The following is a 24,060-nucleotide window of genomic DNA, read 5'->3' as shown; positions in this document are numbered from 1 at the left end:
CTAGCAATAGATGTTGGCGATTTGCCCCCGAGGGACGGGTTGGAAACGGCCAAGATTTTTGTTCTCAAACGACTTTCCCCGTGTTTAACTCGGGCCAAGGATAAATACGAAAATGGGAGGAACTTATGACACAGGTCTCAATGACCGTGAACGGAAAGACCGTGAGCGGTGATGTCGAGGGCCGAACGCTGCTGTCCAGCTTTCTGCGCGATCACCTGTCGCTGACCGGTACCCATGTGGGCTGTGACACGGCCCAATGCGGCGCCTGCGTGGTTCATGTGAACGGCGAGGCGGTGAAGTCCTGCAACATGCTGGCGCTCGAGGCGGACGGGGCCGAGGTCGGCACCATCGAAGGACAGGCCAACCCGGACGGATCGCTGAACGTGATCCAGCAGGCGTTTCAGGATCATCACGGCCTGCAATGCGGTTTCTGCACGCCCGGCATGGTGATGTCGGCGGCGGCTCTGCTGAAGGAGAACCCGCGCCCGACCGAGGCCGAAATCCGCAAATACCTGGAAGGCAACCTGTGCCGCTGCACCGGGTACCACAACATCGTCAAGGCGATCATGGCCGCGTCCGGCCAGGACGTCAGCCACATCGCCGCCGAGTGATGCCGCTGCGGGCGCAGGAGGAGGCGCCCGCGGGTTGACAGGGATGCGCCCAGGCATCCGTTTATGGGAGGAGAACAAGCAATGCCCAAAGACAGTGGCATCGGAGCCAGTTCCAAGCGCCGTGAGGACGTGCGCTTTTTGACCGGAGCGGGCAATTACACCGACGACATCAACATCCGCGGTCAGGCCTATGTGTATTTTCTGCGATCCGACATCGCGCATGGCCGGATCAAAAGCATCGACACATCCGCCGCCGAGGCCATGCCTGGCGTTGTCAGGGTGTTCACCGGCAAGGATTTCGAAGGCGTGAGCGGCATGCCCTGCGGCTGGGAGGTGACCGACAAGCACGGCGCGCCCATGCAGGAACCGCCGCACCCGATCCTGGCGCAAGGCAAGGTGCGCCATGTGGGCGACCCGATCGCGGCCGTCGTGGCCGACAGTCTTGAGCAGGCCCGCGACGCGGCCGAGGCGATCGACGTGGATATCGAGGAACTGCCCGCCGTTCTGGACATGAAAGCCGCCGCCGAAGAGGGCGCGCCGCTGGTCCATGACGATCTGAAGAACAACATCTGCTATGACTGGCAGTTGGGCGAGGCCGACGATGACAAGGTGAACGAGGTGTTCGCCAATGCGGCGCATGTTACCACCTTGGAACTGGTGAACAACCGTCTGGTCGCCAACCCGATGGAGCCGCGCGTGGCCGTGGCGGAATACAGCCGGGGCACGGATGAATACACGCTTTATACCACCTCGCAGAACCCGCATGTGATCCGGCTGCTGATGTGCGCCTTCGTGCTGGGCCTGCCCGAGCACAAGGTCCGCGTCGTGGCGCCGGACGTGGGTGGCGGTTTCGGCACCAAGATCTTCCACTATGCGGAAGAGGCGTTCTGCACCTTCGCCGCCAAGGCCTGCAACCGCCCGGTCAAGTGGACGGCCAGCCGGTCCGAGGCGTTCATGTCGGATGCACAGGGCCGCGACCATGTCAGCAAGATCGAGCTGGCGCTGGATGCCGACAACAATTTCGTCGGGCTGCGGACCCACACCTATGCCAATCTGGGGGCCTATCTGTCGACGTTTTCCAGCTCGGTGCCGACCTGGCTGCACGGGACGCTGATGGCGGGCAACTACAAGACGCCGGTGATTCAGGTGAACGTGCGGGCGATGTTCACCAACACCGTGCCGGTGGATGCCTATCGCGGCGCAGGCCGCCCCGAGGCGACCTATCAGCTGGAGCGCGTGATCGACAAAGCCGCGCGCGAGCTGGGCGTTGACCCGGTGGCGCTGCGCCGGCAGAATTTCATCACGCAGTTCCCCTATGACACGCCTGTGGCGCTGACCTATGACACGGGCGACTACAACGGCACCATGGACAAGCTGGAGCAGGCCGCCGATTTCGCCGGCTTCCCGGCACGTCGCGCCGAGAGCGAGGCGCGGGGCAAGCTGCGCGGCCTGGGTGTGAACTGCTATATCGAGGCCTGCGGCATCGCGCCTTCGAACATCGTGGGCATGCTGGGGGCGCGTGCGGGCCTGTATGACGCGGCAACCGTGCGGGTGAACGCCACCGGCTCGATCAGCGTCATGGTCGGGGCGCACAGCCACGGGCAGGGGCACGAGACCGCCTTTCCGCAGGTCGTGGCCGACATGATTGGCATCGACGAGTCGATGGTCGAGATCGTGCACGGCGATACCTCGAAGATCCCATTCGGCATGGGCACTTATGGGTCGCGCTCGCTGGCGGTCTGCGGATCGGCCATGGTCAAGGCGACCGAGAAGGTGATCGAAAAGGCCAAGAAGATCGCGGCGCATCTGCTGGAGGCGTCCGAGGCCGATATCGAGTTGAAGGATGGCCAGTTCACCGTGGCCGGCACCGACAAGTCTGTGGCCTGGGGCGATGTGACCCTGACGGCCTATGTGCCGCACAACTTCCCGCTGGAGGTCGAACCGGGGCTGGAGGAGACCGCGTTCTATGATCCGGCCAACTTTACCTTCCCGGCCGGCGCCTATGCCTGCGAGGTCGAGGTTGACCCCGAGACCGGGCAGGTGACCATCGAACGGTTCACCGCGGCCGATGATTTCGGCAACATCATCAACCCGATGATCGTTGACGGCCAGGTGCATGGCGGCATCGGGCAGGGCATCGGTCAGGCCCTGCTGGAGAACTGCGTTTATGACGAGAACGGTCAGCTGCTGAGCGCGTCCTTCATGGACTATGCCATGCCGCGGGCCGATGACGTGCCGTTCTATACCGTGGATCATTCCAGCCAGACGCCATGCACGCACAACCCGTTGGGCGTGAAGGGCTGCGGCGAGGCCGGGGCGATCGGGTCTCCGCCTGCGGTGGTCAATGCCGTGATCGATGCGCTGCAATCGGGCGGCAAGGCGGTGGACCACATCGACATGCCGGTCAGCCCGTCGCGCGTTTGGGCGGCGATGAACAGCTGAGTGGAGAGGTTGGGGTGCGAGGGGCCAGCCCCTCGCGCTCCCCGGAATATTTTTTGCCAGATGAAGGGCGGTTCCGCGCCTTTCGGAAAGGAAGAGCGAAATGTACAATTTCGAGTTCAAGAGCCCCTCGACCATTGCCGACGCGGTTGCGGCATTGGCAGGGGAGGATGCGCAGGCGTTGGGGGGCGGGCAGACCCTGATCCCAACGATGAAGCAGCGCTTGGCGGCGCCCGCGACATTGGTGAGACTGGGCGGCATTCCCGAATTGAAGGGGGTGTGTGTCGAGGATGACGGATCTATTGCCATCGGTGCAGCCACGACCCATGCGACCGTGGCGCGAGAGGTTGCCGACAAGTATCCGGCGCTGGCGGATCTTGCCGGACATATCGGAGACCCGGCCGTGCGCAATCGGGGGACGATTGGTGGATCGCTTGCCAACAACGACCCCGCGGCGTGTTACCCGGCGGCGGTGTTGGGATCGGGTGCCATGGTCGTGACCAATTCCCGTCAGATCGCTGCCGATGACTTCTTTCAGGGCATGTTCACGACGGCACTGGACGAAGGGGAGATCATCACTTCGGTTCGGTTCCCGGTTCCGCAGGCTGCGAGCTATCAGAAATTCCTGCAGCCGGCCTCGCGCTTTGCGTTGGTCGGCGTGTTCCTCGCGCGCTTTGCCGATGGGGTGAGGGTGGCCGTGACCGGCGCCAGCGAGGAAGGCGTTTTCCGCTGGGCCGAAGCCGAGCAGGCGCTGAACAAGGAGTTCCGGCCCGATGCCCTGATGGATCTGCGCGTCAACCCGATGAACATGATCGGAGATCTGCACGGCAGCAAAGAATACCGCGCCCACCTGGTGGGTGTGATGACACGACGGGCCGTGCAGGCCTGTATCTGACGTCGCGATCAAGGAAAGTCCCGGTGATGGGGCTTTTCACTTGGTGCGCAGGCGCGGAAGCCTGGCGGGTTGCCAGTAAGCGCCTGCGTCTTCGCGGGCTTGCTGGTACCGGTGGACTCGTTCTGCGGCGGCGTCTCCGCTCTGCTCGAAGAGATGGCCCAGAAGCGCTTCGATTGCGGCCATGGCACCGGAAAAGCTTGAGAACAGATGCCTCGACCGTGTGCTGACCGTCAGGGTCACGTCCGCGTCGATGCCCGGCGCGATCACGTCACTGTCGGCCAGCAGGATCAGCCGAAGCCCCCGGTTGCGGGCAAATCGCATGGCCTGGATCGTATCGGCGGAGTAGGGGTGCACCGTCATGGCAAACAGGCAGTCACCGTGATCGGCCTCGAGAAGATCGTCGATGGCTGATCCCATGTGGCGCGGGATAAGGTGAAGGCCGGGATGCGCCATCCGTCCTGCATAGTGGAAATAATAGGCCAGCGCATAGCTGGCGCGCGTGGCCGTCACGAAGCACCTGCGCGCCGAAGTCATGAGTGTCACCGCGCGCTGCACCTTGGCCGGGTCCAGCAGGCGCAATGACCTCGACACCACGTTCAGCTCATTCCGGGCGAATCCGGCCTGGGCCGCGCCGAACTCGCCACTCTCGGCCATGCGCGACAGCCAGCTTTGGTTGAGGCGGTCTTCCCGGTCGGTCGTCAGGTCGTGGCGGAACGGACTTCGAAAGTCCTCGAAACGTTCATAGCCCATGTACCGTGCCAGCCGGATGACCGCGTTCGTGCTGACGCCGATCTTGTCCGCCGTGGTGCGGATCGGATCCAGCGCGAAATCGGCCGGGTGGTCGATGATATATTTGGCGGCGGCCTGAAGCTGGGCCGGCATGCGGTCGATTTCGTGGCGCAGCCGGTCGATCAGTTGGGGGGTCGAGCTTTGCATGGGAGAAGAAAAACAAATGTTATGAAAATTTCAATCAGAAAACAGCGAGCCGAGATATACATCTTGGGCAGATTGAACGGATGAGACCATGAGCGAAACTCGACAACCAAAAGCGCGGCCCTATGTACTGGTCGCTCCGAACGGGGCGCGCCGGCAATATTCGGACCACCCGGCGATCCCCTTGACGATCGGCGAGATCGCGGCGACCGCACGGGCCTGCCATGCGGTCGGTGCGGATGGTCTGCACCTGCATGTGCGTGAAGATGACGGGACGCACTCGCTGGATGCGGGGCGATACATCGAGACACTGGCCGAATTGCGCCGCACCGTTCCCGCGCTGGACATCCAGATCACCACCGAGGCTGCGGGCATCTTTGATGTTGCGGCGCAGTACGACTGCTTGCGTCTGGTTCAGCCCGCATGGGCGTCGATCGCGGTGCGAGAGATGGCCCGCGCGCCCGAGTTGGCAGAGCGGGTCTATGCGCTGTGTGTCGATCAAGGTACGCGGGTTCAGCATATCCTGTACGATGCGGCCGATGCGGAGCTGTTGCAGGACTGGCAGGCGCGCGGCGTGGTTCGGGCGGGGCAGGAAGACCGCCTGCTTGTTCTGGGGCGCTATGCGACGGGCCAGGAATCCCGGCCCGCGGATCTGGACGCCTTTCCCGAAACCCACGCGCCATGGATGGTGTGTGCGTTTGGTCGGCGTGAACATGACTGTCTGCTGGCGGCGGCGCGTCGTGGCGCCGACGTGCGGGTCGGGTTCGAGAACAGCCTGACGGATGCCGATGGAAATATCTGGCCGGACAATGCCGCCTCGGTCGCGGCGCTAGTGGCCCGTTTGAAAGGACTTTGACATGAGCCATGTTTTTCCCCGCCACACCAAGGCCCAGTTGCCGACGGCGGCCAAGGGCGACGGGTGCTATCTGATCGACACGCAGGGCAAACGGTACCTGGATTGCGGGGATGCGGCGGTCTCGTGTCTGGGGCATTCCGACCCGCACGTGATCCGCGCGGTGCAGGAGCAGGTTGAAAAGGTCGCCTTTGCCCATTCTGGGTTCATGACGTCGGAACCGGCCGAGGCGCTGGCGGATCTGCTGATCGCGCAGGCGCCGGGCGAGCTTGAGCGGGTCTATTTCGTCTCGGGCGGGTCCGAGGCGACCGAGGCGGCGATCAAGCTGGCGCGTCAGTATTTCCTGGAAGTCGGGCAGCCCGAGCGCTCGCGGGTCATCGCGCGCCGCCAGAGCTATCATGGCAACACGCTGGGGGCGCTGTCGGCCGGTGGCAATGCGTGGCGCCGGGCGCAGTTCGCGCCGATGCTGATCGAGATGAGCCATATCGCGCCCTGCTATGAATATGCCGAGAAGCGGGACGGCGAGACCAGCTTGGGCTATGGCCAGCGCGTCGCGGATGAGCTTGAGGCCGAAATCCTGCGGCTGGGGCCGGAAACCGTGATGGCTTTCATGGCCGAACCGGTCGTCGGGGCCACGCTGGGGGCGGTGCCGGCCGTCGAGGGCTATTTCAAGCGGATCCGCGAAATCTGTGACCGGTACGGCGTTCTGTTGATTCTGGACGAGGTCATGTGTGGCATGGGCCGCACCGGGCATCTTTACGCCTGCGACCATGAGGGGATCGCGCCGGATATCCTGTGCATTGCCAAGGGTTTGGGGGCCGGGTACCAGCCCATCGGCGCGACCCTGTGTACCGCGGCAATCTACGAGGCGATCCGCGACGGGTCGGGCTTTTTCCAGCACGGGCATACCTATGTCGGTCATCCGGTCGCGACCGCGGCGGCGCTGGCCGTGTTGCAGAAGCTGACCGATCGCAACCTGCCCGAGCGGGCGCGGGCGATGGGCGATGCCCTGCACGAAAGGCTGCAGGCTGCCTTCGGCCAGCACCCCAATGTCGGCGACCTGCGCGGGCGCGGACTGTTTCGCGGGATCGAGCTGGTGGCCGATCGCGACACGCGCGCGCCGTTCGATCCGGGCCTGGGCGTGGCTGCGAAAATCAAGAAGGCAGCGTTTGACGAAGGGCTGATCTGCTATCCCATGTCCGGCACCCGCGATGGCCGGAACGGTGATCACATCCTGCTGGCGCCGCCTTTCATCATCGAACACACGCAGCTGGACGAACTGGTCGAAAAGCTGGGTCGCGCGATGGCGCGGGTGATCTGAACCGGTCAACGAAAAAGGCTCCCTCGGGTCGAGGGAGCCTTGATGCCCTGTACGGGTGCCGTGTTACTTCTGCGGCAGCGGCCCGATCATCATGATCATCTGGCGGCCTTCCATCTTCGGCATGTTCTCGATCTTGCCGATTTCCTTCACGTCCTCGGCCACGCGCTCCAACAGTTCGCGCCCCAGATTCTGGTGCGCCATCTCGCGGCCGCGGAAGCGCAGGGTCACCTTGACCTTGTCGCCCTTTTCCAGAAACTTGACCACGTTCCGCATCTTCACTTCGTAGTCATGGGTGTCGGTGTTGGGCCGGAACTTGACCTCCTTCACCTCGATGACTTTCTGTTTCTTGCGGGCTTCGCTTTCGCGCTTCTGCTGTTCGTACTTGTACTTGCCAAAGTCCATGATCTTGCAGACCGGCGGATTCGCGTTGGGCGAAATCTCGACCAGGTCCAGGCCGGCGTCGGCGGCGAGTTGCATGGCTTTGGCGGGATGAACCACCCCGACATTTTCACCATCGGCGCCGATCAGGCGGATTTCGGGGGCACGGATCTTGTCATTGACGCGCGGGCCGGTGTCGCGTTGCGGCGGCGCGTTGTGAGGTCTGCGAGCTATGGGTTCATTCCTTTGATAATTGCAGAATTTCGAACCCGGAATTTAAACTGAGACCCGGCGTCTTTCAAGCAGGATAACGCGGGCCGGACACGAAAATCGTTGCCCCTGCCGCACGAAAGACGGCGGCCGGCGCATGTGGCGCCGGCCAGGTCCGATCTCAGCCGACAAAGGCCTTTTCGATCACGAATTCCTTGGGGTCCGAGTTCGCGCCTTCGCGCAGGCCGAACTCTTCGAGAATGGCCTTGATGTCGTGGTTGAAGGCCAGGCTGCCGCAGACCATGGCGCGGTCGGTCTCGGGCTTGATGCCGCCCTCGATACCCAGATCCTTGAAGACGGTGCCGTCCTTCAGCAGGTCGGTGATCCGGCCCATCTTGGGGCTCTGTTCGCGGGTGGTTGTCGGGTAATAGCGAATCTTGTCGGCGAAACCTTCGCCGATCAGTTCCTCCAGCATCTCGTCCTTTCGGATGTTTTCGATCAACTGGCGGCCATATTCCAGCTCGGCCACTTCGCGGCAGGTGTGGGTGATGATGACCTCGTCATAGTCCTCATAGGTCTGCGGCTCGCGCAGCAGCGAGGCGAAGGGCGCAAAGCCGGTGCCGGTGGCAAAGAACCAGATCCGTTTGCCCGGCAGCAGCGCGTCATGCACCAGCGTGCCCACCGGCTTGGGCCGCAGGATGATCTGGTCGCCCGGCTTGATGTGCTGCAGCTTCGAGGTCAGCGGGCCGTCCTGCACCTTGATCGAGTAGAACTCGAGCACGTCGTCCCAGGACGGCGAGGCGATGGAATAGGCGCGCAGGATCGGCTTTCCGTTGTCGCCCAGCAGGCCGATCATCACGAATTCGCCCGAACGGAACCGCAGCGATTGCGGACGCGTCACCTTGAAGGAAAACAGGCGGTCGGACCAGTGTTTCACTTCCAGAACGGTCTGGGCGTCCGGCAGGACGGGGGCCTTCACGGCGGTTGCTTCGGTCACGGGCTTCATCTCGGTCATCGTTTCACCTGCCGGTCTGCTAAACCGGCATCTCCGTTTAATCTTTGATCCATGTCAGGAAAAGGGGGCAGATTGCCCCGTTCGTTGCGTCACCCGCGCATGCGAGCCTGATAGTCGTGGTCCTGCCAGTTGGCGCGGGCCAACCACTGGTCCTCGGGCTGGCGGGCGGCAAGCTCGGCGTCGATCTCGACCTCGTCGAAACCGCTGCGTCGGGCCATTGCGTATTGATCGGCCAGAACGTGCCCCTTGGCGCGCAGGCGGCCGGTATAGCCCTTCAGGCGCAGGATGCGCGCGATGGTGAAACCGCGCCCGTCGGCGAAAGAGGGGAAATCCACCCGCACCATCCGTGCATTGCCCAGCCTGTCGAACAACTCGTCGGGGTCGGTGTCCGACGTCACGTCCAACGCGATCACGTCGTTTGCAGCATCGTCCAGCGAGACGAAGCCGTCGGTCCAGTCATCGGGGGCAAAGCCCCCGTCGGTCACGATTACAGTCATGTTTTCTCTCCGCTGCGCACCATCTTGCCGTTCACGAAATGGATGCCGCATTCTTCCTTGTTCAGATCGCGCCAGCGCCCGGCGCGGGGGTCTTCGCCTTCTTTCACCGGCGAGGTGCAGGGCGCACAGCCGATCGAAGGGTAGCCTTTGGCCACCAACGGGTGCCGCGGCAGCCGGTTTTCTTCCATATAGGCCCGCACGTCCCCGGGCGCCCAATGGGCCAGAGGGTTGACCTTGATCCGGCCGGTGCCGTCCTCGACCTCGAAGAACTCGAGCGCGGCGCGGGTGCCCGACTGGAACCGTTTGCGCCCGGTGATCCAGCCGTCAAAGCCCGCCAGCGCCCGCTGCAAGGGGATCGTCTTGCGCAGCGTGCAGCAGGCATCGGGGTCGCGCAGGCGCAGCGCGCCATAGGGGTCGTCCCGCTCGATATCCTCTTCGTCGGCGCGGATTACCCGCACGTTCTTCAGGCCCAGCCGCTCGCTGACCTCCTGCTGATAGATCAACGTCTCGGTGAACAGCATCTGGGTGTCCACGAACAGCACCGGGGTGTTCTTGTCGATCACCGCCGCCATGTGCAGCAACACCACCGATTCAGCGCCAAAGCTGGAAACCAGGGCGATCTTGCCGGCATTCTCCAGCGCCCCATGCATCACGTCATGGGCGCTGTGATGCCGGTAGCGGGCGTTGAGCGCCTCGACCTTCTCGGTCAGCGTCTGGCGCTCCTTGCCCAGCTCGGTCTGGATTTCGTCAAGCGGCATTGGCGCGCGCCTCGGGGTACAGGGCCGCCTTGAACGGCGCCATGCCGACACGGCGATAGGTCTGCAAAAAGGTCTCCTCGGGGCTCTCGCGCTGGTCCAGATAGGTTTCGATGATCCGCTCGATGGCCGGAACGATCTCGTCATAGGCAAAGCCCGGGCCGGTGCGGTCGCCGATGGCGGCCGTTTCGGTGGCGTCGCCACCCAGCGTGATCTGGTAGTTCTCGACGCCCGCGCGATCCAGGCCCAGGATGCCGATGTGACCCACGTGGTGATGCCCGCAGGCGTTGATGCAGCCCGAGATCTTGATCTTCAGGTGGCCGATGTCATGCTCCAGCTTCAGCTCGTCGAACCGGGTCGCAATCTGCTGCGCCACCGGGATCGAGCGGGCCGTTGCCAGTGCGCAATAGTCCATGCCGGGGCAGGCGATGATGTCGCTAATCAGACCGATATTCGCGGTGGCCAGGCCGTGCTCTTTCAGCCTGGCGTGGATCGCGGGCAGGTCCGATTTGTGGACATGCGGCAGGATCACGTTCTGTTCGTGGCTGATGCGCAGTTCGTCATAGGCGTATTGCTCGGCCAGATCGGCTATCACGCGCATCTGTTCGGCGGTCGCGTCGCCCGGCGTCTGGCCGTGTGCCTTGAGCGAGATCGTGACGATCGCGTGATCGGCCTGCTTGTGCGGCGCGATGTTGGTATCGACCCACGACCGGAACACCGGATCGTTGGAAAAGGCGCTTTCAAACGACGCAACCGAACCTTCGCGGAAGGCGGGCGGGTCGAAATGCGCCTTGATCTGTTCCAGCAGCGCCATGTCGGCGCCCTTGAATTGCGGGCGGACCTGCAGGAAGCGTTCGTTCACCTTGGCGCGGATCGCGTCGATGCCGTGTTCATGCACGGTGATCTTGATGCGCGCCTTGTACTTGTTGTCGCGCCGGCCGATCTGGTTCCATACGGAAACGGTGGCCTCGAGATAGGCCAGAAGGTCGTCGAAGGCGACGAAGTCAGACAGTTCCTTGCCGATCATGGGCGTGCGGCCCAAGCCGCCGCCGACCAGAACGCGAGCGCCCAGAACGCCGTCGCGCTCGACCAGTTGCAGACCGATGTCATGGGCCTTGATCACGGCGCGGTCATGCTCGGACCCGGTGATGGCGATCTTGAACTTGCGCGGCATGAACTGAAACTCGGGGTGGTCGGTGGACCACTGGCGCAGCAGTTCGGCATAGGGGCGCGGATCGGCGATTTCATCCGCTGCGGCACCGGCGAAATGGTCGGCGGTCACGTTGCGGATGGTGTTGCCGCTGGTCTGGATCGCGTGCAGGCCGACCTCGGCCAGCGCGTCCAGCATGTCGGGCACGTCGCGCAGCTTGGGCCAGTTGTACTGGATGTTCTGGCGCGTGGTGAAATGGCCGTAACCCTTGTCCCACTTCTCGGCCAGCAGGGCCAGCTGCCGCATCTGGGCGCTGTTGAGCGTGCCATAGGGGATGGCCACCCGCAGCATGTAGGCGTGCAGTTGCAGATACAGGCCGTTCATCAGGCGCAGGGGCTTGAACTCGTCCTCGGTCAATGATCCGTCGATGCGGCGTTCGACCTGGGCGCGGAACTGTGCGTTGCGCTCGGCCAGGAATGCTTTGTCAAACTCGGAGTAGCGATACATGGTCTGGCTGTCCTTTTTGCAGCCCCGGAGCCCGGGGCCTTTTTACGGGGAGAGAGGGGCCTGAGGTCAGGCCCGGGGCTGCGGGGAAGTTTCCTGTTTGCCGTGGGCATAGTTGGACGGGCCGGTGCGGCGGAAATCTTCCCGGAAATGAGTGGGTTCGGGGCCGTTTTCCCCGGCGACGGCATCGGCCAGATAGGCGCCGACGATCTTGTCCACCTGACGCTGCGCGTCCAGCAGACGCAGCTGCGCGTGGGCTTCGTCGGTGATCAACTCGGCCTCGCGCAGATCGCGCGACCAGCGGTCATCGGCGGTCAGATAGATCACGTCACCCTCCAGCAGATCGTTGGCGGTGACGACTTTGGGGGCAAAAGCGCGGGCCATCAGGCGTGCTCCTTCTTCAATTCGGTTGCGGCCCGGACCGCGGCGCGCGGGGCAAGGCCGTAGAACATCAGCGCAGGGCCGGTCATGTCGGCCTGCGACAGGTCGGACGCCAACCGGTCCAGCGTGGTTTCCAAAATCCGCTGGTCGGGGCGCGAGGCGTTTTCGATCAGGGTGACCGGCGTGGCCCGGTCGGCGCCGTGCATGAGCAGGCGACCCTGGATGAAACGGGCGGATTTCTTGCCCATGTAGATCGCGGCCACCGAACCCGGACGCGCCAGCGCGGTCCAGTCGTGGTCGGCAAAACCCTGCATGTCGTGCCCGGTCAGGAACCGGACCGACGAATTGCGGCCCCGGCGCGTCAGGCTCTGCCCGATGCTGGCGGCCGCGGCCGAGGCGGCGGTGATTCCGGGAATGATGGCCCAGGAAATGCCCGCCGCGTCCAGCGCTTCGATTTCCTCGTCCAGCCGCCCAAAGACGGTGGCGTCCCCGGATTTCAGGCGCACCACGCGCTGCCCTTCCACGGCCAGCCGTACCAGCAGTGCGTCAATGTCCTCTTGCCGCCACGAGGGGCCGAATCCGGCCTTGCCCACGTCGATCAGCCGGGCCGAGCGACCGGCGATCTGCAGAATGGCGTCGCTGATCAACCGGTCGTGCAGCACCACGTCGGCCCGGTCGAACGCGGCCACGGCCTTGACCGTCAGCAGGTCCGGATCACCGGGACCGGCGCCGACGAAATCGACATGGCCGGTCTTGGGGGCTGTGTGCGTCTGTTGCATCTGGGCGGTCCGCCGGTTGTTTGACTTGACCCTGAATATAGGAAATATTCCCTGATGAGTGCCAGATTGCGCGACAAATAAGGACAAATGTTCCCAAAGGCTCGCCATTCGGGACGTGGGTTTGGAAACGAAAGGAAAATTGGAATGTCGGTGCGCATCGACGACATGGATCGGAAAATTCTGGCCGAGCTGCAGCGCGATGCCAGCCAGTCGCTGGACGAAATCGCGGCTCGCGTCGGCAGCTCGAAGACGCCGGTCTGGAATCGCATCCGCAAGATGAAGGGCGCCGGGATCATCGGGCAGCAGACCGTTCTGCTGGATGCCGAGGCGCTGGGGTTCGAGGCCACGTTCTTCGTGCTGATCCGCACCTCGGAACACGAGGCCGACTGGCAGCGCAAGTTCCTCAAGGCCCTGCGGGACCGTCCCGAAGTGCAGGAGGCGCACCGGCTGGCGGGCGATATCGATTACATCCTGAAGGTGCGGGTCAGGAACGCACGCGCGTATGATGCGTTCTATCAGGCGCTGATTTCCGAGGTGCGGGTCTACAACGTGACCGCCCTGCTGTCGATGGAAGAGATCAAGTCGACCACGATGCTGCCGCTGAACGCGCTGGCCGAGGCCTGATCAGACCCGCACCATCAGCCGTTGCAACCCGTGGAAGTGGTAGCTGTTGGAATAGATTGGCTGATCGGTCAGGTGCAGGCCGGGGCAGCGGTCGAACAGGATGGGCAGGGCGATGCGCATTTCCAGCCGCGCCAACGGCGCGCCGACGCAGAAATGCAGGCCGCCGCCAAAGCTGGTGTTGGTCTGGACCTGACGCGTCGGGTCGAACCGGTCGGGATCGGACCAGACCGACGGGTCGCGATTGGCCGCCCCCAGCAGCAGCGCCACCTGGTCGCCGCGGGCAAAGCGGTGACCGAACAGTTCGACCTCCTCGTAGGCGTACCGGGTGAACATGTGCAGAGGCGGGTCATAGCGCAGGATCTCTTCGACCGTCGCGTCGATGCGGTCGGGTGTCAGCGCCTCGGCCCCGGTTCCCGTCTCTAGCAGGGTTTTCACGCCATTGCCCAGCGAATGCACCGTCGCCTCGTGACCGGCATTCAGCAGCAGGATGCAGGTGGCGATCAGTTCATCGCGCGAGAGTTTCTCGCCATCCTCCTCGGCCGCGATCAGCCGGGTGATCAGGTCGTCCCGCGGGTCCAGGCGGCGCCGATCCACGTAGTCGTTCAGAAACGCGGTGAATGCGGCGGATGCGCGGGCGGCATCGTCCTCGGTCTGGCGCGTGCGGCTGGCCTGATACATGGCCACCATCGCGTGCGACCAGTCCAGCAGTTGCGGCGCCATGGATTCGGGCACGCCCAGCAGGCGGCAGATCGTGATCACCGGAACCTGGGTGCAATAGGCATCCAGCAGGTCGAAGGGCGCGTCCGGGAAGGCGTCGATCAGGTCATGGCACAGCCGTTCGATATCAGGTGCCAGCGCGGTGATCGCCCGCGACGTGAAGGCGCGCAGCACCAATGACCGCAGGCGGGTGTGGCGGGGCGGCTCGGCCTCGAGCAGCGAATGCGCCTCGACCGAGAGCCAGGGCGCCAGGTGATCTGGGCCGGCGGTCGCCTGCTCGGGCGGCACCTCGCGCCCGAACCGCCGATCGCGCAGCAAGGCCTGCACGGCGGCCAGCGACACCGCGGCGGGCATGTCATATTCGGGCCAGTACACCAGATCGCCGTGCTGTCGCGCGGAGTGATAGAACGCATAGGGGTTCTGCACGAAGGTCGGGTCGGTGGGGGCTTGCGACAGGATGATCATGGCAGACAGACTTGCCATGAGCCTTCGTGAATGCAAGACCCTGTAACATGCAAAGGCTTCTTGTTCCGGTCGGGTTTCTGTTGGCGGTCGCGCTGTTGGCGGCCGGGGTGTGGTCCTACGGCTATCGGCAGGCCCTGTTTCAGCTGAGCGAAAAGGCGCAGGCAGATCTGGAATTGGCCTCGGACCGTCTGAGCTCGCAGTTGCAGGTGTATCAGGAACTGGCGGTTCTGATGGCCGAGCATCCGGCGCTGCGCAACCTGGAAACCGAGGCCGACCGGGCCGCCGCGCGGGCGCTGCTGCTGGAGGTTGCCGACAAGTCCTCGGCGGTGGATGTGATCTTTGCGGATACCTCGGGTCGCGTGCTGGCGGCGGCGCAGGACGTAGTCGGGGGCAGCGTGGCCGAATACCCGGCGTTTCGGCGCGCGATGCAGGGCGCCCTGGGCAGCGCGCATGGCGTATTGGGCGAGACCGGGAACCGGATCTATTCCTACGCCGCGCCGTCCTTTGCGCCCGACGGACGGGTCAGCGGTGTGTTGATGGTGATTGCCGATGTCGAAGATGTCGAACGCACCTGGCGCGGCAGCACCGAGGCGGTGTTCTTCGTCGACCGGTCGGGGCAGGTTTTCATCACCAACCGGTCCGAGCTGCTGTTCTGGTCCCGACCACCGGGCGAGGTGGGACTGCGGCCCCCCGGTCAGCCGGCGGGGGACTTCCGGTCCACCCGGATCGGTCCGCATGAAGTGTGGACCATCGGGTGGGGGCCGTATCTGCCCCGGCGGGCCTTGCACCTGACCCGGGATCTTCCGGTGATCGGCATGACGGGCGAGGTGCTGATGGATGTCGCGCCCGCCCGCCGGCTTGCCGCCTTGCAGGCAGCGGCGGTGGCGGCGATCTGCCTTGCTTTCGGGGCCTTGCTGTTTCTGGCTACCGAACGTCGGCGCACCCTGGCGCAGGCCAACGCGGTTCTGGAAAGCCGCGTGGCTCAGCGCACCCGCGCGCTGACGGCCGCGAACGCCGCCCTGCGTCGCGAAGTGGCCGAACGGCAGGAGGCCGAAGCCGCGCTGAAACGCGCGCAGGCCGATCTGGTCCAGGCCGGCAAGCTCAGCGCGCTTGGCAAGATGTCGGCCGGCATCAGCCACGAATTGAACCAGCCGCTGATGGCGATCCGCCAGTTCGCCGACAACGGCGCCGCCTTTCTGGCCCGGGGCAACTCCGAAAAGGCGCGGGAAAACCTGGGCCGGATCGCGGACATGGCCGCGCGAATGGCGCGAATCATCAAGAACTTACGGGCCTTTGCGCGCAATGAAAGCGAGCCGATGGGCAAGGTCGATCTGGTGCAGGTGTTGAACACCGCCGTCGAGATGACCGAAAGCCGCCTGAAATCCGACGGTATCGCCGTCAAGTGGCGCCCGCCCAATGCCCCCGTTCCGGCCTGGGGCGGCGAGGTGCGGCTGGTGCAGGTTTTCGTGAATCTCATCAACAATGCCGCTGACGCCATGGAGGGCCGCGACCGGCGGCAGCTGACCATCACCCTTGACCGGGCCGAGCGCATCCGGGTGGGCATCCGCGACACCGGCCCCGGCATCGCCGACCCCGACCGCGTGTTCGAGCCGTTCTATACGACCAAGACGGTCGGCTCGTCCGAGGGGATGGGGTTGGGCCTGTCCATCTCGTACGGTCTGGTGCAAAGCTTCGGCGGCGAGATTCGCGGCGCCAACACCGAGGATGGTGCCGAATTCACCGTCGAACTGGAGCCGTACGAAAAGGAAGCCGCCGCATGATCCGCTCGGTCCTGCTGGTCGATGATGACGCCGCCGTGCGCGAGGCCCTGGCCCAGACGCTGGAACTGGCCGAACTGACGGTCATTCCGGCGGGGTCGTTCGTGGCCGCCAAGGATCATATCCAAGCCGGCTTTCCCGGCGTGATCCTGTCCGACATCCGCATGCCGGGGCGCGACGGGTTTCACCTGCTGGCGCATGCCCGGTCGGTCGATCCCGACCTGCCGGTGATCCTGCTGACGGGCGAGGGCGACATACCCATGGCGGTGCAGGCCATGGGGCAGGGGGCGTTTGACTTTCTGGAAAAACCCTGCGCGGCCGCGGATCTGTTGGCGGTGCTGGATCGGGCCTTTGCCAAGCGGGCCGAGGTGCTGGCCGAACGCCGGGCCAAACGCGAGCTGGAAAAGGGCGACCCGGCCGCGCGGCTGCTGTTCGGACACTCGCCCCAGGCCGAAGACCTGCGTGCCCGCGTGCGCAGCGTGGCCCCGACCCAGGCCGAGGTTCTGGTGACCGGTCCGCCGGGAAGCGGGATTTCCAAGGTTGCCGAGGTTGTCCACCTGATGTCGCCGCGCGCGCAGGGGCCGTTCGTCAAGCGCCCGGCGGCCGGGCTGACGGCGCAGGACCTGCGACAGGTGGCAGGGGATGCGGCCGGCGGCTCTCTGTTTCTCGATGAGGTGTCGGCCATGCCCGAGGCCACTCAATACGCCACGCTCGACCTGATCGAAGCGGGCGCCGGGGTGCGCATCATCGCCGGCACGACCGCGGATCTTGCCGCGCTGGTGGCCGAGGGCCAGTTCAACGCCGATCTGTTCTATCGGCTGGACGTGATGCGGGTTCGGGTGCCGTCCTTGGCGGAACGCCCCGAGGATATCCCGGTGATCTTTCGTCACTATGTGGCCCAGGCGGCCGAACAGGCCGGGATCGCCGCGCCCGACGTCACGCCCGAACACCTGGCCAGCCTGATGGCGCGCGACTGGCCGGGCAACGCCCGGTCGCTGATGTCGGCTGCCATGCGTTTTGTCCTGGGCATGCCCGAGGAGGTGGCGGCGGCGGCCGATCTGGGATTGGCCGAGCAGATGGCCCGGGTCGAGCGGTCGCTTTTGATCGCGGCGCTGGGGCGGCACAACGGCAAGGCCTCGGAGGCTGCGCGGTCGCTGAAGCTTCCGCGCAAGACCTTCTATGACAAGCTGGCGCGTTACGGCATCCGCCCCGAGGACTATCGCCGCTAGGCCGATGTCGATTCGCGGTCGATTCGACGGGTGTGCGGTTTTTCGCACGGGCGCGCACCTTGCTGTGCGGATTTTCGCACAGCACTCTCCGGGCGGCCATTCAGGTATGTTGGATACGCTTTTTAAGACACAGAAAATAAAGAAAAAAAATCAAAATCCCCGCAGGCTCGCCGAAACGTTGATCGGCTGCGTCCGATTCGCTTCACTTCTGCGCATCTGGCGCCTTGGAGGGCGCCAACGGAGGTTTCAAAACGTCTGGGAGGACATCAACATGAAATTCCTTGCAACAGCTGCAACCGCTCTGGCCCTGTCCGTGACCGCGACGGCCGGCTTCGCCCAATGCGACGACGGTGAGATCGTCGTCAAATTCGCGCATGTGACCAACACCGACAAGCACCCCAAGGGGATCGCCGCCTCGCTGCTGGAAAAGCGCGTGAACGAGGAAATGGACGGCAAGATGTGCATGGAGGTCTATCCGAACTCCACGCTCTACAATGACGACAAGGTGCTTGAGGCGATGCTGCAGGGCGACGTGCAACTGGCCGCGCCCTCGCTGTCGAAATTCGAGAAGTTCACCAAGCAGTTCCGCCTGTTCGACCTGCCGTTCATGTTCAAGAACATCGACGCGGTGGATGCCTTCCAGGCGTCCGAGGCCGGCCAGGAGATGAAGGACAGCATGCAACGCCGTGGCCTGCAGGGGCTGGCCTTCTGGCACAACGGCATGAAGCAGATGTCGGCCAACAAGCCGCTGCTTCTGCCCAGCGACGCCGAGGGGCTCAAGTTCCGCGTGCAGTCCTCGGACGTGCTGGTCGCGCAGATGGAAGCCATCGGCGGCAGCCCGCAGAAAATGGCCTTTTCGGAGGTTTACGGTGCCCTGCAGCAGGGCGTTGTGGACGGGCAGGAGAACACCTGGTCGAACATCTACGGCAAGAAGTTCTTCGAGGTGCAGGACGGCATCACCGAAACCAACCACGGCATCATCGACTATCTGGTCGTGACCTCGGTGGACTGGCTGGACAGCCTGGATCCGGACGTGCGTGACCAGTTCCTGACCATCCTCGCCGAGGTGACCGAGCAGCGCAACAAAGAGGCGTTTGCCGTGAACGAGCAGGCCAAGCAGGCGATCATCGACGCCGGCGGCACCATCCGCCAACTGACGCCGGAACAGCGTCAGGCTTGGGTCGATGCGATGAAGCCGGTCTGGGAAAAGTTCGCCGGTGACGTCGGTCAGGACAAGATCGACGCGGCGCAGGCCATCAACGCCGGATTCTGATCCGGCCGCGCCCGACCCCTTGGCAACCTGCGAGTTGCCGAGGGGCGGGCAGGGCGGGCCCGACGGCCCGCCGCCAATTCTCTCAATGAAAAACGTGGGAACAGAAAGATGTCTGGTGCGAAATCCGGCCCGACGGGGCTGGTCGACCATATCGAGGAAACCCTGATCGCGCTGCTGCTGGGGCTGATGACGGCGGTGACCTTCGCCAACGTGATCGCGCGCTTCGTCTTCAATTCCAACATCCTGTGGGCGCTGGAACTGACCGTGTTCGCCTTTGGATGGCTGGTGCTGCTGGGCGCATCCTACGCGGTCAAGAAGCACGCCCATCTGGGCGTGGACGCGATCCTGAACATGCTGGCCCCCGGGCCGCGCCGGGTCATGGCGTTGGTATCCGTGGGCTTCTGTTTGATTTTCTCGCTGCTGATGCTGAAAGGGGCCTATGACTATTGGGCCGTGTTTGCCGATCTGCCGCCGACTTCGGGGCGCTGGTTCCCCACGGGGTTCGACTTTTCGGCCCGCAGCCAGAGTTTCTATGAGGTGGACGACATTCCCATGGTCGCGCCGCTACGCTTTCTGGAAGACCTCATAAACTATGGCGATCACTACGAAAAACTGCCCAAGGTCGTGCCTTATCTGGTGCTGCCGGTTTCCATGCTGCTGTTGGTGATCCGCTTCGCCCAGGTGGGCGTGCAGATCTGGCGCGGTGAAACCGACCGTCTTGTGGCCAGTCACGAGGTCGAGGACGAAATCGAAGAGGTCCGGGCCCAGCAGGGAGAGCATGACTGATGGACGTTGTTCTTCTTTTCTCGATGGTCGTGGGGCTGCTGCTGATCGGCGTTCCGATTGCGGTGGCGCTTGGCCTCAGCTCGACTCTGTTCCTGCTGATCTATTCCGACAGCTCGCTGGCCTCGGTCGCCGCCACTTTGTTCGAAGCCTTCGAGGGCCACTTCACCCTGCTGGCGATCCCGTTCTTCATCCTGGCCTCGTCCTTCATGACGACCGGCGGGGTGGCGCGGCGGATCATCCGGTTCTCGATCGCCTGCGTGGGGCACCTGCCGGGCGGTCTGGCAATCGCGGGCGTGTTCGCCTGCATGCTGTTCGCGGCCCTGTCGGGCTCGAGCCCCGCGACGGTGGTCGCCATCGGCTCGATCGTGATTGCCGGGATGCGGCAGGTGGGCTATTCCAAGGAATTCGCCGCCGGCGTGATCTGCAACGCGGGCACGCTGGGCATCCTGATCCCGCCGTCGATCGTGATGGTCGTCTATGCCGCCGCCGTCGAGGTCTCGGTGGGCCGGATGTTCCTGGCGGGCGTCATTCCGGGCCTGTTGGCGGGGCTGATGCTGATGGTCACGATCTACGTCATGGCCAAGGTCAAGAACCTGCCCAAGGGCGACTGGCTGGGCTGGGGCGAGATCTTTGAATCGGCGCGCGAGGCGGCCTGGGGCCTGTTCCTGATCGTCATCATCCTGGGCGGCATCTATGGCGGGATCTTCACCCCGACCGAGGCCGCGGCGGTGGCGGCCGTCTATGCCTTCTTCATCGCCAGCTTCGTCTACAAGGACATGGGGCCGTTGCGCACGGCCGATGGCGAACAGAACATGTCGCTGCTGAAAAAGCCCCATGCGCTGATTACCGCCTTCTTCCACGCTGACACGAAGCACACCTTGTTCGAGGCCGGCAAGTTGACGGTGACGCTGCTGTTCGTGATCGCCAACGCGCTGATCCTCAAGCATGTTCTGACCGACGAGCAGGTGCCGCAGCATATCGCCAACGCGATGTTGTCGGCAGGGCTGGGGCCGGTGGCGTTCCTGATCGTGGTGAACGTGATCCTGCTGATCGGTGGTCAGTTCATGGAGCCCTCGGGCCTGCTGGTCATCGTGGCGCCGCTGGTCTTCCCGATCGCCATCGAGCTGGGCATCGACCCGATTCACCTGGGCATCATCATGGTGGTCAACATGGAGATCGGGATGATCACGCCGCCCGTGGGTTTGAACCTGTTCGTCACCTCGGGCGTCGCAGGCATGCCGATGATGAGCGTGGTCCGCGCCGCGCTGCCCTTCCTGGCGGTGCTGTTCGTGTTCCTGATCATGGTCACCTACATCCCGTGGATCTCGACGGTGCTGCCGAACACCTTCATGGGCCCCGAGATCATAACGAACTAGCGGGAAGGATCCGATCCGAACCGGTGCGCCGGTTCGGATCCCTCAGGCCGGGTCGCCGTATTTCGCCAGATAGTCCGCGACCCACCGGATGCCTCCGTAGGCCCGCCGCCGCCGCGCACCCCAGGATCCGATGTCGTCGTTGACAAGTTCGTCGGGATTGGGCCGGCCGTTGAAGATCACGATCTTGGGACGCCGGGGCAGGTTCCGATAGGGTTTGTAGATCAGGCCGAACGGCCAGTAGGGCACCAGGTGGATCAGGCCGATGCACCAGTTCTTGGGGAAGCACCGACGCCTGTAGGCCAGGGCCGAAATATAGTTCTGGTCGTTTTCGTATTTCGGCAGATGGGTGTCGCCGTCAAACTCGTCGAACAGGTGATATTGCTGGGACGGGACAAAGCCCACCACGGATGAATTGCCACGGGTGACCTTGTTCATCAGCCACGGCACGAGATCCCAGAAACCGGCCGGAATCATCCGCCAGACGAAGCCGCGGAACTTGGGCATCAGATACAGCCCGCCCTTGTCCAGCGTGATCTGGAACAGCGGGTCGAGATCGCCGGTGATCAGCAGGTCGAGGTCCAGGAACAGCGCCGCATCGTACTGGCCGACGATCCGGCGGTCGAACATCTGAAGCTTGGGCCATTTTCCATGCGTCCAAAGCGGGCGGTCCAACTGGGGAAAGGCAAAGGGCTGCCGTTTGATGCCGGGCTCGAGTCCCGTGAAATCATCGGAGATGCAGATGAAATCGTGCTCGATCGACAGGTTGTCCTGAACCGCCCGGTACAGCAGGTTGACGTATTCGGGGCCGTAGAGATTGCCCCATTTCATGCAGATGACACAGACTTTCATGGTTCCGGCCCCGGGTTTGAGGTGATCGCACGGCCAAGCCGGCATTCGATTGGCGGCAGACGGGTCAGGCCTGTTCGAGCGCCGAGATGATGCCCGAGAAATCGCCGGCCTTCAGGCTGGCCCCGCCGACCAGCGCACCATCCACGTTCGACACGCCGAAGATCTCGGCCGCATTGGCGGGTTTTACCGAGCCTCCGTACAGCAACCGCACCGACCGCCCCACACCCTCGCCGAACCGACGTTCAAGCCGGGCGCGGATGAAGTCGTGAACCTCGCCGATCTCGTCCAGCGTCGGGACCTTGCCGGTGCCGATGGCCCAGATCGGCTCGTAGGCAATCACCAGGTTTTCGCCGGTCGACTGGTCGGGCACCGACCCCGACAGTTGCCCGCCGATGATGTCCAGCGTGTTGGCGGCTTCGCGCTGCTCGAGGCTTTCGCCGACGCAGATGATGGCGACCAGGCCGGCATCCATGGCCGCACGGGCCTTGGCACGCACGTCCTCGTCCTGTTCGCCGTGGTCCTCGCGCCGTTCGGAATGGCCCAGAATCACATGGGTCGCACCCGCGTCCTTCAGCATCTCGGCGCTGATGTCGCCCGTATGCGCGCCAGAGCGTTCGGCATGGCAATCCTGACCGCCGATGGCGATGCTGTCCCCGACCGTTTGCGCCGCGCGGTGGATCAGGGTGGCCGGCGGACAGATCAGAATATCGACCGTGGGCGCGGGGTGGCTTTGCTCCAGCGTTTGCAGCTCGGACAGCGCGGCCCCGGTTCCGTTCATCTTCCAGTTGCCTGCCGCCAGCTTGCGTCGCATGTCGGGTCCTCCGCGGTCGTTGATGCGTTTATGGTTGTACTCCAGTTAGCACCGCTGCCCGGGCGTGACAATTCCGGTTGCGAGGCGCCGGTTTCGCCGCCACTCTGCGGGGGCCAATTGGACCTGTATGCCGATGATCGACGACCTGGATCTTGCAAAACTGGACCGCCGCGCGCCCGAAGATCTGGCGCGCCTTGCCGATGCAGCGCAACGGGTCGGGTTTCTGACGGTCTCAAATACCGGATTGACCGCAGATCGCGTGCGTTCCGTCATCGAAACCTACCGCGCGTTCTTCCACCTGCCGCGCGCCGACAAGCGGGCGGTGGACATGGCGCGGACGGGCGCGAACCGCGGCTGGGGCGCGCCCGGGTCCGAGCAGGTCGACCCGGATGCCAACCCCGACTACAAGGGAGTATTCGATTGCGGGTACGAATTGCCGCCGGGAAACCCGTATCAGGGCCGGGGGCTGAGCGTCTATGCGCCGAACTTGTGGCCCGCGCAGCCGCCCGAGTTTCGCGCCGTCATCCAAGCCTATTACGCGGATGCCTGTGCGGTGGCGATGCGGATCCTGCGGGCCATCGCCTGCGCCCTGGGGCAGGACGCCAACAGTTTCGACCGGGCATTCGACACGCCGATGGCCTTGCTGCGCGGCAACTACTATCCCCGGCGCCCGGACTGGGCAGGCGCAAAGGATTTCGGCATCGCCGCGCATACCGACTATGGCTGTCTGACTCTTCTGGCCACCGACGGTCAGCCCGGGCTCGAAGTTCAAATGCCCGGAGGCGAATGGCAACCGGTGCAGGCTGACCCTGGCACTTTCATCATCAATTTCGGGGAAATGCTGGAATTCTGGACCGCGGGGCGCGTCAAGGCCACCATGCACCGCGTCAGGGGCGGTCGGGACGAGCGGATCTCGGTTCCGCTGTTCTTCAACCCGTCCTACGACACCAATGTCGCGCCGCCCGGTTCAGGCCGGACGATCAGCGCCGGGGACCATCTGACCCGGCGCTTTCAGGAAACCTATCTGCACCTGAAACAGAACCCTTAACCCTGCTGGGCCAGCGACTCGTCGAACTTGATCGATTCGCCGCAGCCGCAGGCATCGACCACGTTGGGGTTCTTGAATTTGAACCCCGATTCCAGCAGCGAGGTTTCATAGTCGATTTCCGTGCCGAACAGGAACATCTGGGCCATGGGCGCAATCATCACCCGGGCGCCGTCCTGTTCGACGACCTCGTCATTCGGGTCGGCCTGATCGACATATTCCATCGTGTATTCCATGCCGGCGCATCCGCCCTTCTTGACGCCGATGCGCAGGCCGGCATGGCCGCCCGACTTCATCAGCCGAACGATCTGCTCGGCCGCCTTCGGGGTCATCGTCACGGCCTGCTTGCCGGGAATGCCAAACATCATGCTCTCCGTATTCGCGCG

General features: G+C 64.1%; 24 protein-coding genes. 12 read left to right on the top strand and 12 right to left on the bottom strand.

All coding sequences use genetic code 11. The features are described from left to right. Positions 1-125 precede the first annotated feature (125 nt). From F3H26_RS06525 to F3H26_RS06515, 3 genes are all read left to right on the top strand, one after another. Positions 126-611, top strand: coding sequence for a (2Fe-2S)-binding protein (locus tag F3H26_RS06525; RefSeq protein WP_149775244.1), 486 nt, complete (start codon positions 126-128; stop codon positions 609-611). 81 nt (positions 612-692) lie between these two features. Further along, positions 693-3,053 (top strand): xanthine dehydrogenase family protein molybdopterin-binding subunit, encoded by a 2,361-nt coding sequence (locus F3H26_RS06520; RefSeq protein ID WP_149775243.1) that lies wholly within the window; start codon positions 693-695, stop codon positions 3,051-3,053. 100 nt (positions 3,054-3,153) lie between these two features. After that, positions 3,154-3,945, top strand: a complete 792-nt coding sequence (locus tag F3H26_RS06515; protein WP_149775242.1) for an FAD binding domain-containing protein — start codon at positions 3,154-3,156, stop codon at positions 3,943-3,945. 36 nt (positions 3,946-3,981) lie between these two features. Here F3H26_RS06515 and F3H26_RS06510 read toward each other — a convergent pair whose 3' ends face one another. Then, positions 3,982-4,881 carry a MurR/RpiR family transcriptional regulator gene (locus F3H26_RS06510; protein ID WP_149775241.1) on the bottom strand — a complete coding sequence of 300 codons (900 nt, stop codon included), beginning with the start codon at positions 4,879-4,881 and terminating at the stop codon, positions 3,982-3,984. 88 nt (positions 4,882-4,969) lie between these two features. Here F3H26_RS06510 and F3H26_RS06505 point away from each other — a divergent pair, with 88 nt between their 5' ends. Then, positions 4,970-5,734: a BKACE family enzyme gene (locus F3H26_RS06505; RefSeq protein ID WP_149775240.1), complete on the top strand. Its 765-nt coding sequence runs from the start codon at positions 4,970-4,972 to the stop codon at positions 5,732-5,734. A gap of 1 nt (position 5,735) precedes the next feature. Then, the gene (locus F3H26_RS06500; RefSeq protein ID WP_149775239.1) at positions 5,736-7,052 is read left to right on the top strand and encodes an aspartate aminotransferase family protein; all 1,317 of its coding nucleotides are present in this window, start codon (positions 5,736-5,738) and stop codon (positions 7,050-7,052) included. 63 nt (positions 7,053-7,115) lie between these two features. Here the strand turns inward: F3H26_RS06500 and infC are convergent, their stop codons facing one another. The 7 genes from infC to cobA all read right to left on the bottom strand — a co-directional run bounded on the left by infC (position 7,116) and on the right by cobA (position 12,721). Continuing rightward, positions 7,116-7,577 carry a translation initiation factor IF-3 gene (gene infC, locus F3H26_RS06495; protein ID WP_316635038.1) on the bottom strand — a complete coding sequence of 154 codons (462 nt, stop codon included), beginning with the start codon at positions 7,575-7,577 and terminating at the stop codon, positions 7,116-7,118. A 244-nt stretch (positions 7,578-7,821) separates the two neighbouring features. Then, positions 7,822-8,655, bottom strand: coding sequence for a ferredoxin--NADP reductase (locus F3H26_RS06490; RefSeq protein WP_149775237.1), 834 nt, complete (start codon positions 8,653-8,655; stop codon positions 7,822-7,824). An 89-nt stretch (positions 8,656-8,744) separates the two neighbouring features. Then, a complete protein-coding gene (locus tag F3H26_RS06485) occupies positions 8,745-9,152 on the bottom strand; it encodes a DUF934 domain-containing protein (RefSeq protein ID WP_149775236.1) in 408 nt (135 codons plus the stop codon). Beyond that, complete coding sequence (locus F3H26_RS06480; RefSeq protein WP_149775235.1) at positions 9,149-9,910, bottom strand: phosphoadenylyl-sulfate reductase; 762 nt, start codon at positions 9,908-9,910, stop codon at positions 9,149-9,151. The genes F3H26_RS06485 and F3H26_RS06480 overlap by 4 nt, the downstream gene beginning before the upstream one ends. Next, the gene (locus tag F3H26_RS06475) at positions 9,900-11,564 is read right to left on the bottom strand and encodes a nitrite/sulfite reductase (protein ID WP_149775234.1); all 1,665 of its coding nucleotides are present in this window, start codon (positions 11,562-11,564) and stop codon (positions 9,900-9,902) included. Before F3H26_RS06475 ends, F3H26_RS06480 begins: the two co-directional genes overlap by 11 nt. Before the next feature lie 66 nt (positions 11,565-11,630). Then, entirely contained in the window at positions 11,631-11,945 is a 315-nt protein-coding gene (locus F3H26_RS06470; RefSeq protein ID WP_149775233.1) for a DUF2849 domain-containing protein, read from the bottom strand. Beyond that, positions 11,945-12,721, bottom strand: coding sequence for a uroporphyrinogen-III C-methyltransferase (cobA, locus tag F3H26_RS06465; RefSeq protein ID WP_149775232.1), 777 nt, complete (start codon positions 12,719-12,721; stop codon positions 11,945-11,947). Before cobA ends, F3H26_RS06470 begins: the two co-directional genes overlap by 1 nt. 144 nt (positions 12,722-12,865) lie before the next feature. Between cobA and F3H26_RS06460 the strand changes: the two genes are divergently transcribed. Continuing rightward, positions 12,866-13,345 (top strand): Lrp/AsnC family transcriptional regulator, encoded by a 480-nt coding sequence (locus F3H26_RS06460; protein WP_149775231.1) that lies wholly within the window; start codon positions 12,866-12,868, stop codon positions 13,343-13,345. Here the strand turns inward: F3H26_RS06460 and F3H26_RS06455 are convergent, their stop codons facing one another. Continuing rightward, positions 13,346-14,527 (bottom strand): cytochrome P450, encoded by a 1,182-nt coding sequence (locus F3H26_RS06455; RefSeq protein ID WP_149775280.1) that lies wholly within the window; start codon positions 14,525-14,527, stop codon positions 13,346-13,348. A gap of 47 nt (positions 14,528-14,574) precedes the next feature. On the opposite strand from F3H26_RS06455, the gene F3H26_RS06450 reads away from it, so the two are divergent. The 5 genes from F3H26_RS06450 to F3H26_RS06430 all read left to right on the top strand — a co-directional run bounded on the left by F3H26_RS06450 (position 14,575) and on the right by F3H26_RS06430 (position 20,969). Continuing rightward, the gene (locus tag F3H26_RS06450; RefSeq protein WP_149775230.1) at positions 14,575-16,308 is read left to right on the top strand and encodes a sensor histidine kinase; all 1,734 of its coding nucleotides are present in this window, start codon (positions 14,575-14,577) and stop codon (positions 16,306-16,308) included. Next, complete coding sequence (locus F3H26_RS06445; RefSeq protein ID WP_149775229.1) at positions 16,305-17,534, top strand: sigma-54-dependent transcriptional regulator; 1,230 nt, start codon at positions 16,305-16,307, stop codon at positions 17,532-17,534. Before F3H26_RS06450 ends, F3H26_RS06445 begins: the two co-directional genes overlap by 4 nt. Before the next feature lie 271 nt (positions 17,535-17,805). Then, on the top strand, positions 17,806-18,807 hold the full coding sequence (locus F3H26_RS06440; RefSeq protein WP_149775228.1) for a DctP family TRAP transporter solute-binding subunit: 1,002 nt from the start codon (positions 17,806-17,808) through the stop codon (positions 18,805-18,807). Positions 18,808-18,915: 108 nt separating this feature from the next. Next, positions 18,916-19,593 (top strand): TRAP transporter small permease, encoded by a 678-nt coding sequence (locus F3H26_RS06435; protein WP_149775227.1) that lies wholly within the window; start codon positions 18,916-18,918, stop codon positions 19,591-19,593. Continuing rightward, a complete protein-coding gene (locus F3H26_RS06430) occupies positions 19,593-20,969 on the top strand; it encodes a TRAP transporter large permease (RefSeq protein WP_149775226.1) in 1,377 nt (458 codons plus the stop codon). The genes F3H26_RS06435 and F3H26_RS06430 overlap by 1 nt, the downstream gene beginning before the upstream one ends. Positions 20,970-21,011: 42 nt before the next feature. Here the strand turns inward: F3H26_RS06430 and F3H26_RS06425 are convergent, their stop codons facing one another. Both F3H26_RS06425 and tpiA read right to left on the bottom strand, forming a co-directional pair. Then, positions 21,012-21,818: a hypothetical protein gene (locus tag F3H26_RS06425; RefSeq protein WP_149775225.1), complete on the bottom strand. Its 807-nt coding sequence runs from the start codon at positions 21,816-21,818 to the stop codon at positions 21,012-21,014. A 64-nt stretch (positions 21,819-21,882) separates the two neighbouring features. Beyond that, positions 21,883-22,629, bottom strand: coding sequence for a triose-phosphate isomerase (gene tpiA / locus F3H26_RS06420; RefSeq protein ID WP_149775223.1), 747 nt, complete (start codon positions 22,627-22,629; stop codon positions 21,883-21,885). 133 nt (positions 22,630-22,762) lie between these two features. On the opposite strand from tpiA, the gene F3H26_RS06415 reads away from it, so the two are divergent. Next, positions 22,763-23,677 carry an isopenicillin N synthase family dioxygenase gene (locus F3H26_RS06415; protein WP_149775222.1) on the top strand — a complete coding sequence of 305 codons (915 nt, stop codon included), beginning with the start codon at positions 22,763-22,765 and terminating at the stop codon, positions 23,675-23,677. On the opposite strand, the gene F3H26_RS06410 is transcribed toward F3H26_RS06415, so the two are convergent. Next, positions 23,674-24,039, bottom strand: a complete 366-nt coding sequence (locus tag F3H26_RS06410; protein ID WP_149775221.1) for a HesB/IscA family protein — start codon at positions 24,037-24,039, stop codon at positions 23,674-23,676. The two genes, F3H26_RS06415 and F3H26_RS06410, sit on opposite strands and share 4 nt — an antisense overlap. Positions 24,040-24,060: the final 21 nt, after the last annotated feature.

This window comes from Ruegeria intermedia (assembly GCF_900129345.1).
Lineage (GTDB): Bacteria > Pseudomonadota > Alphaproteobacteria > Rhodobacterales > Rhodobacteraceae > Ruegeria > Ruegeria intermedia.
The sequence above is the reverse complement of the archived record's forward strand: the minus strand, read 5'-3'. Positions and strand labels throughout refer to the sequence as shown.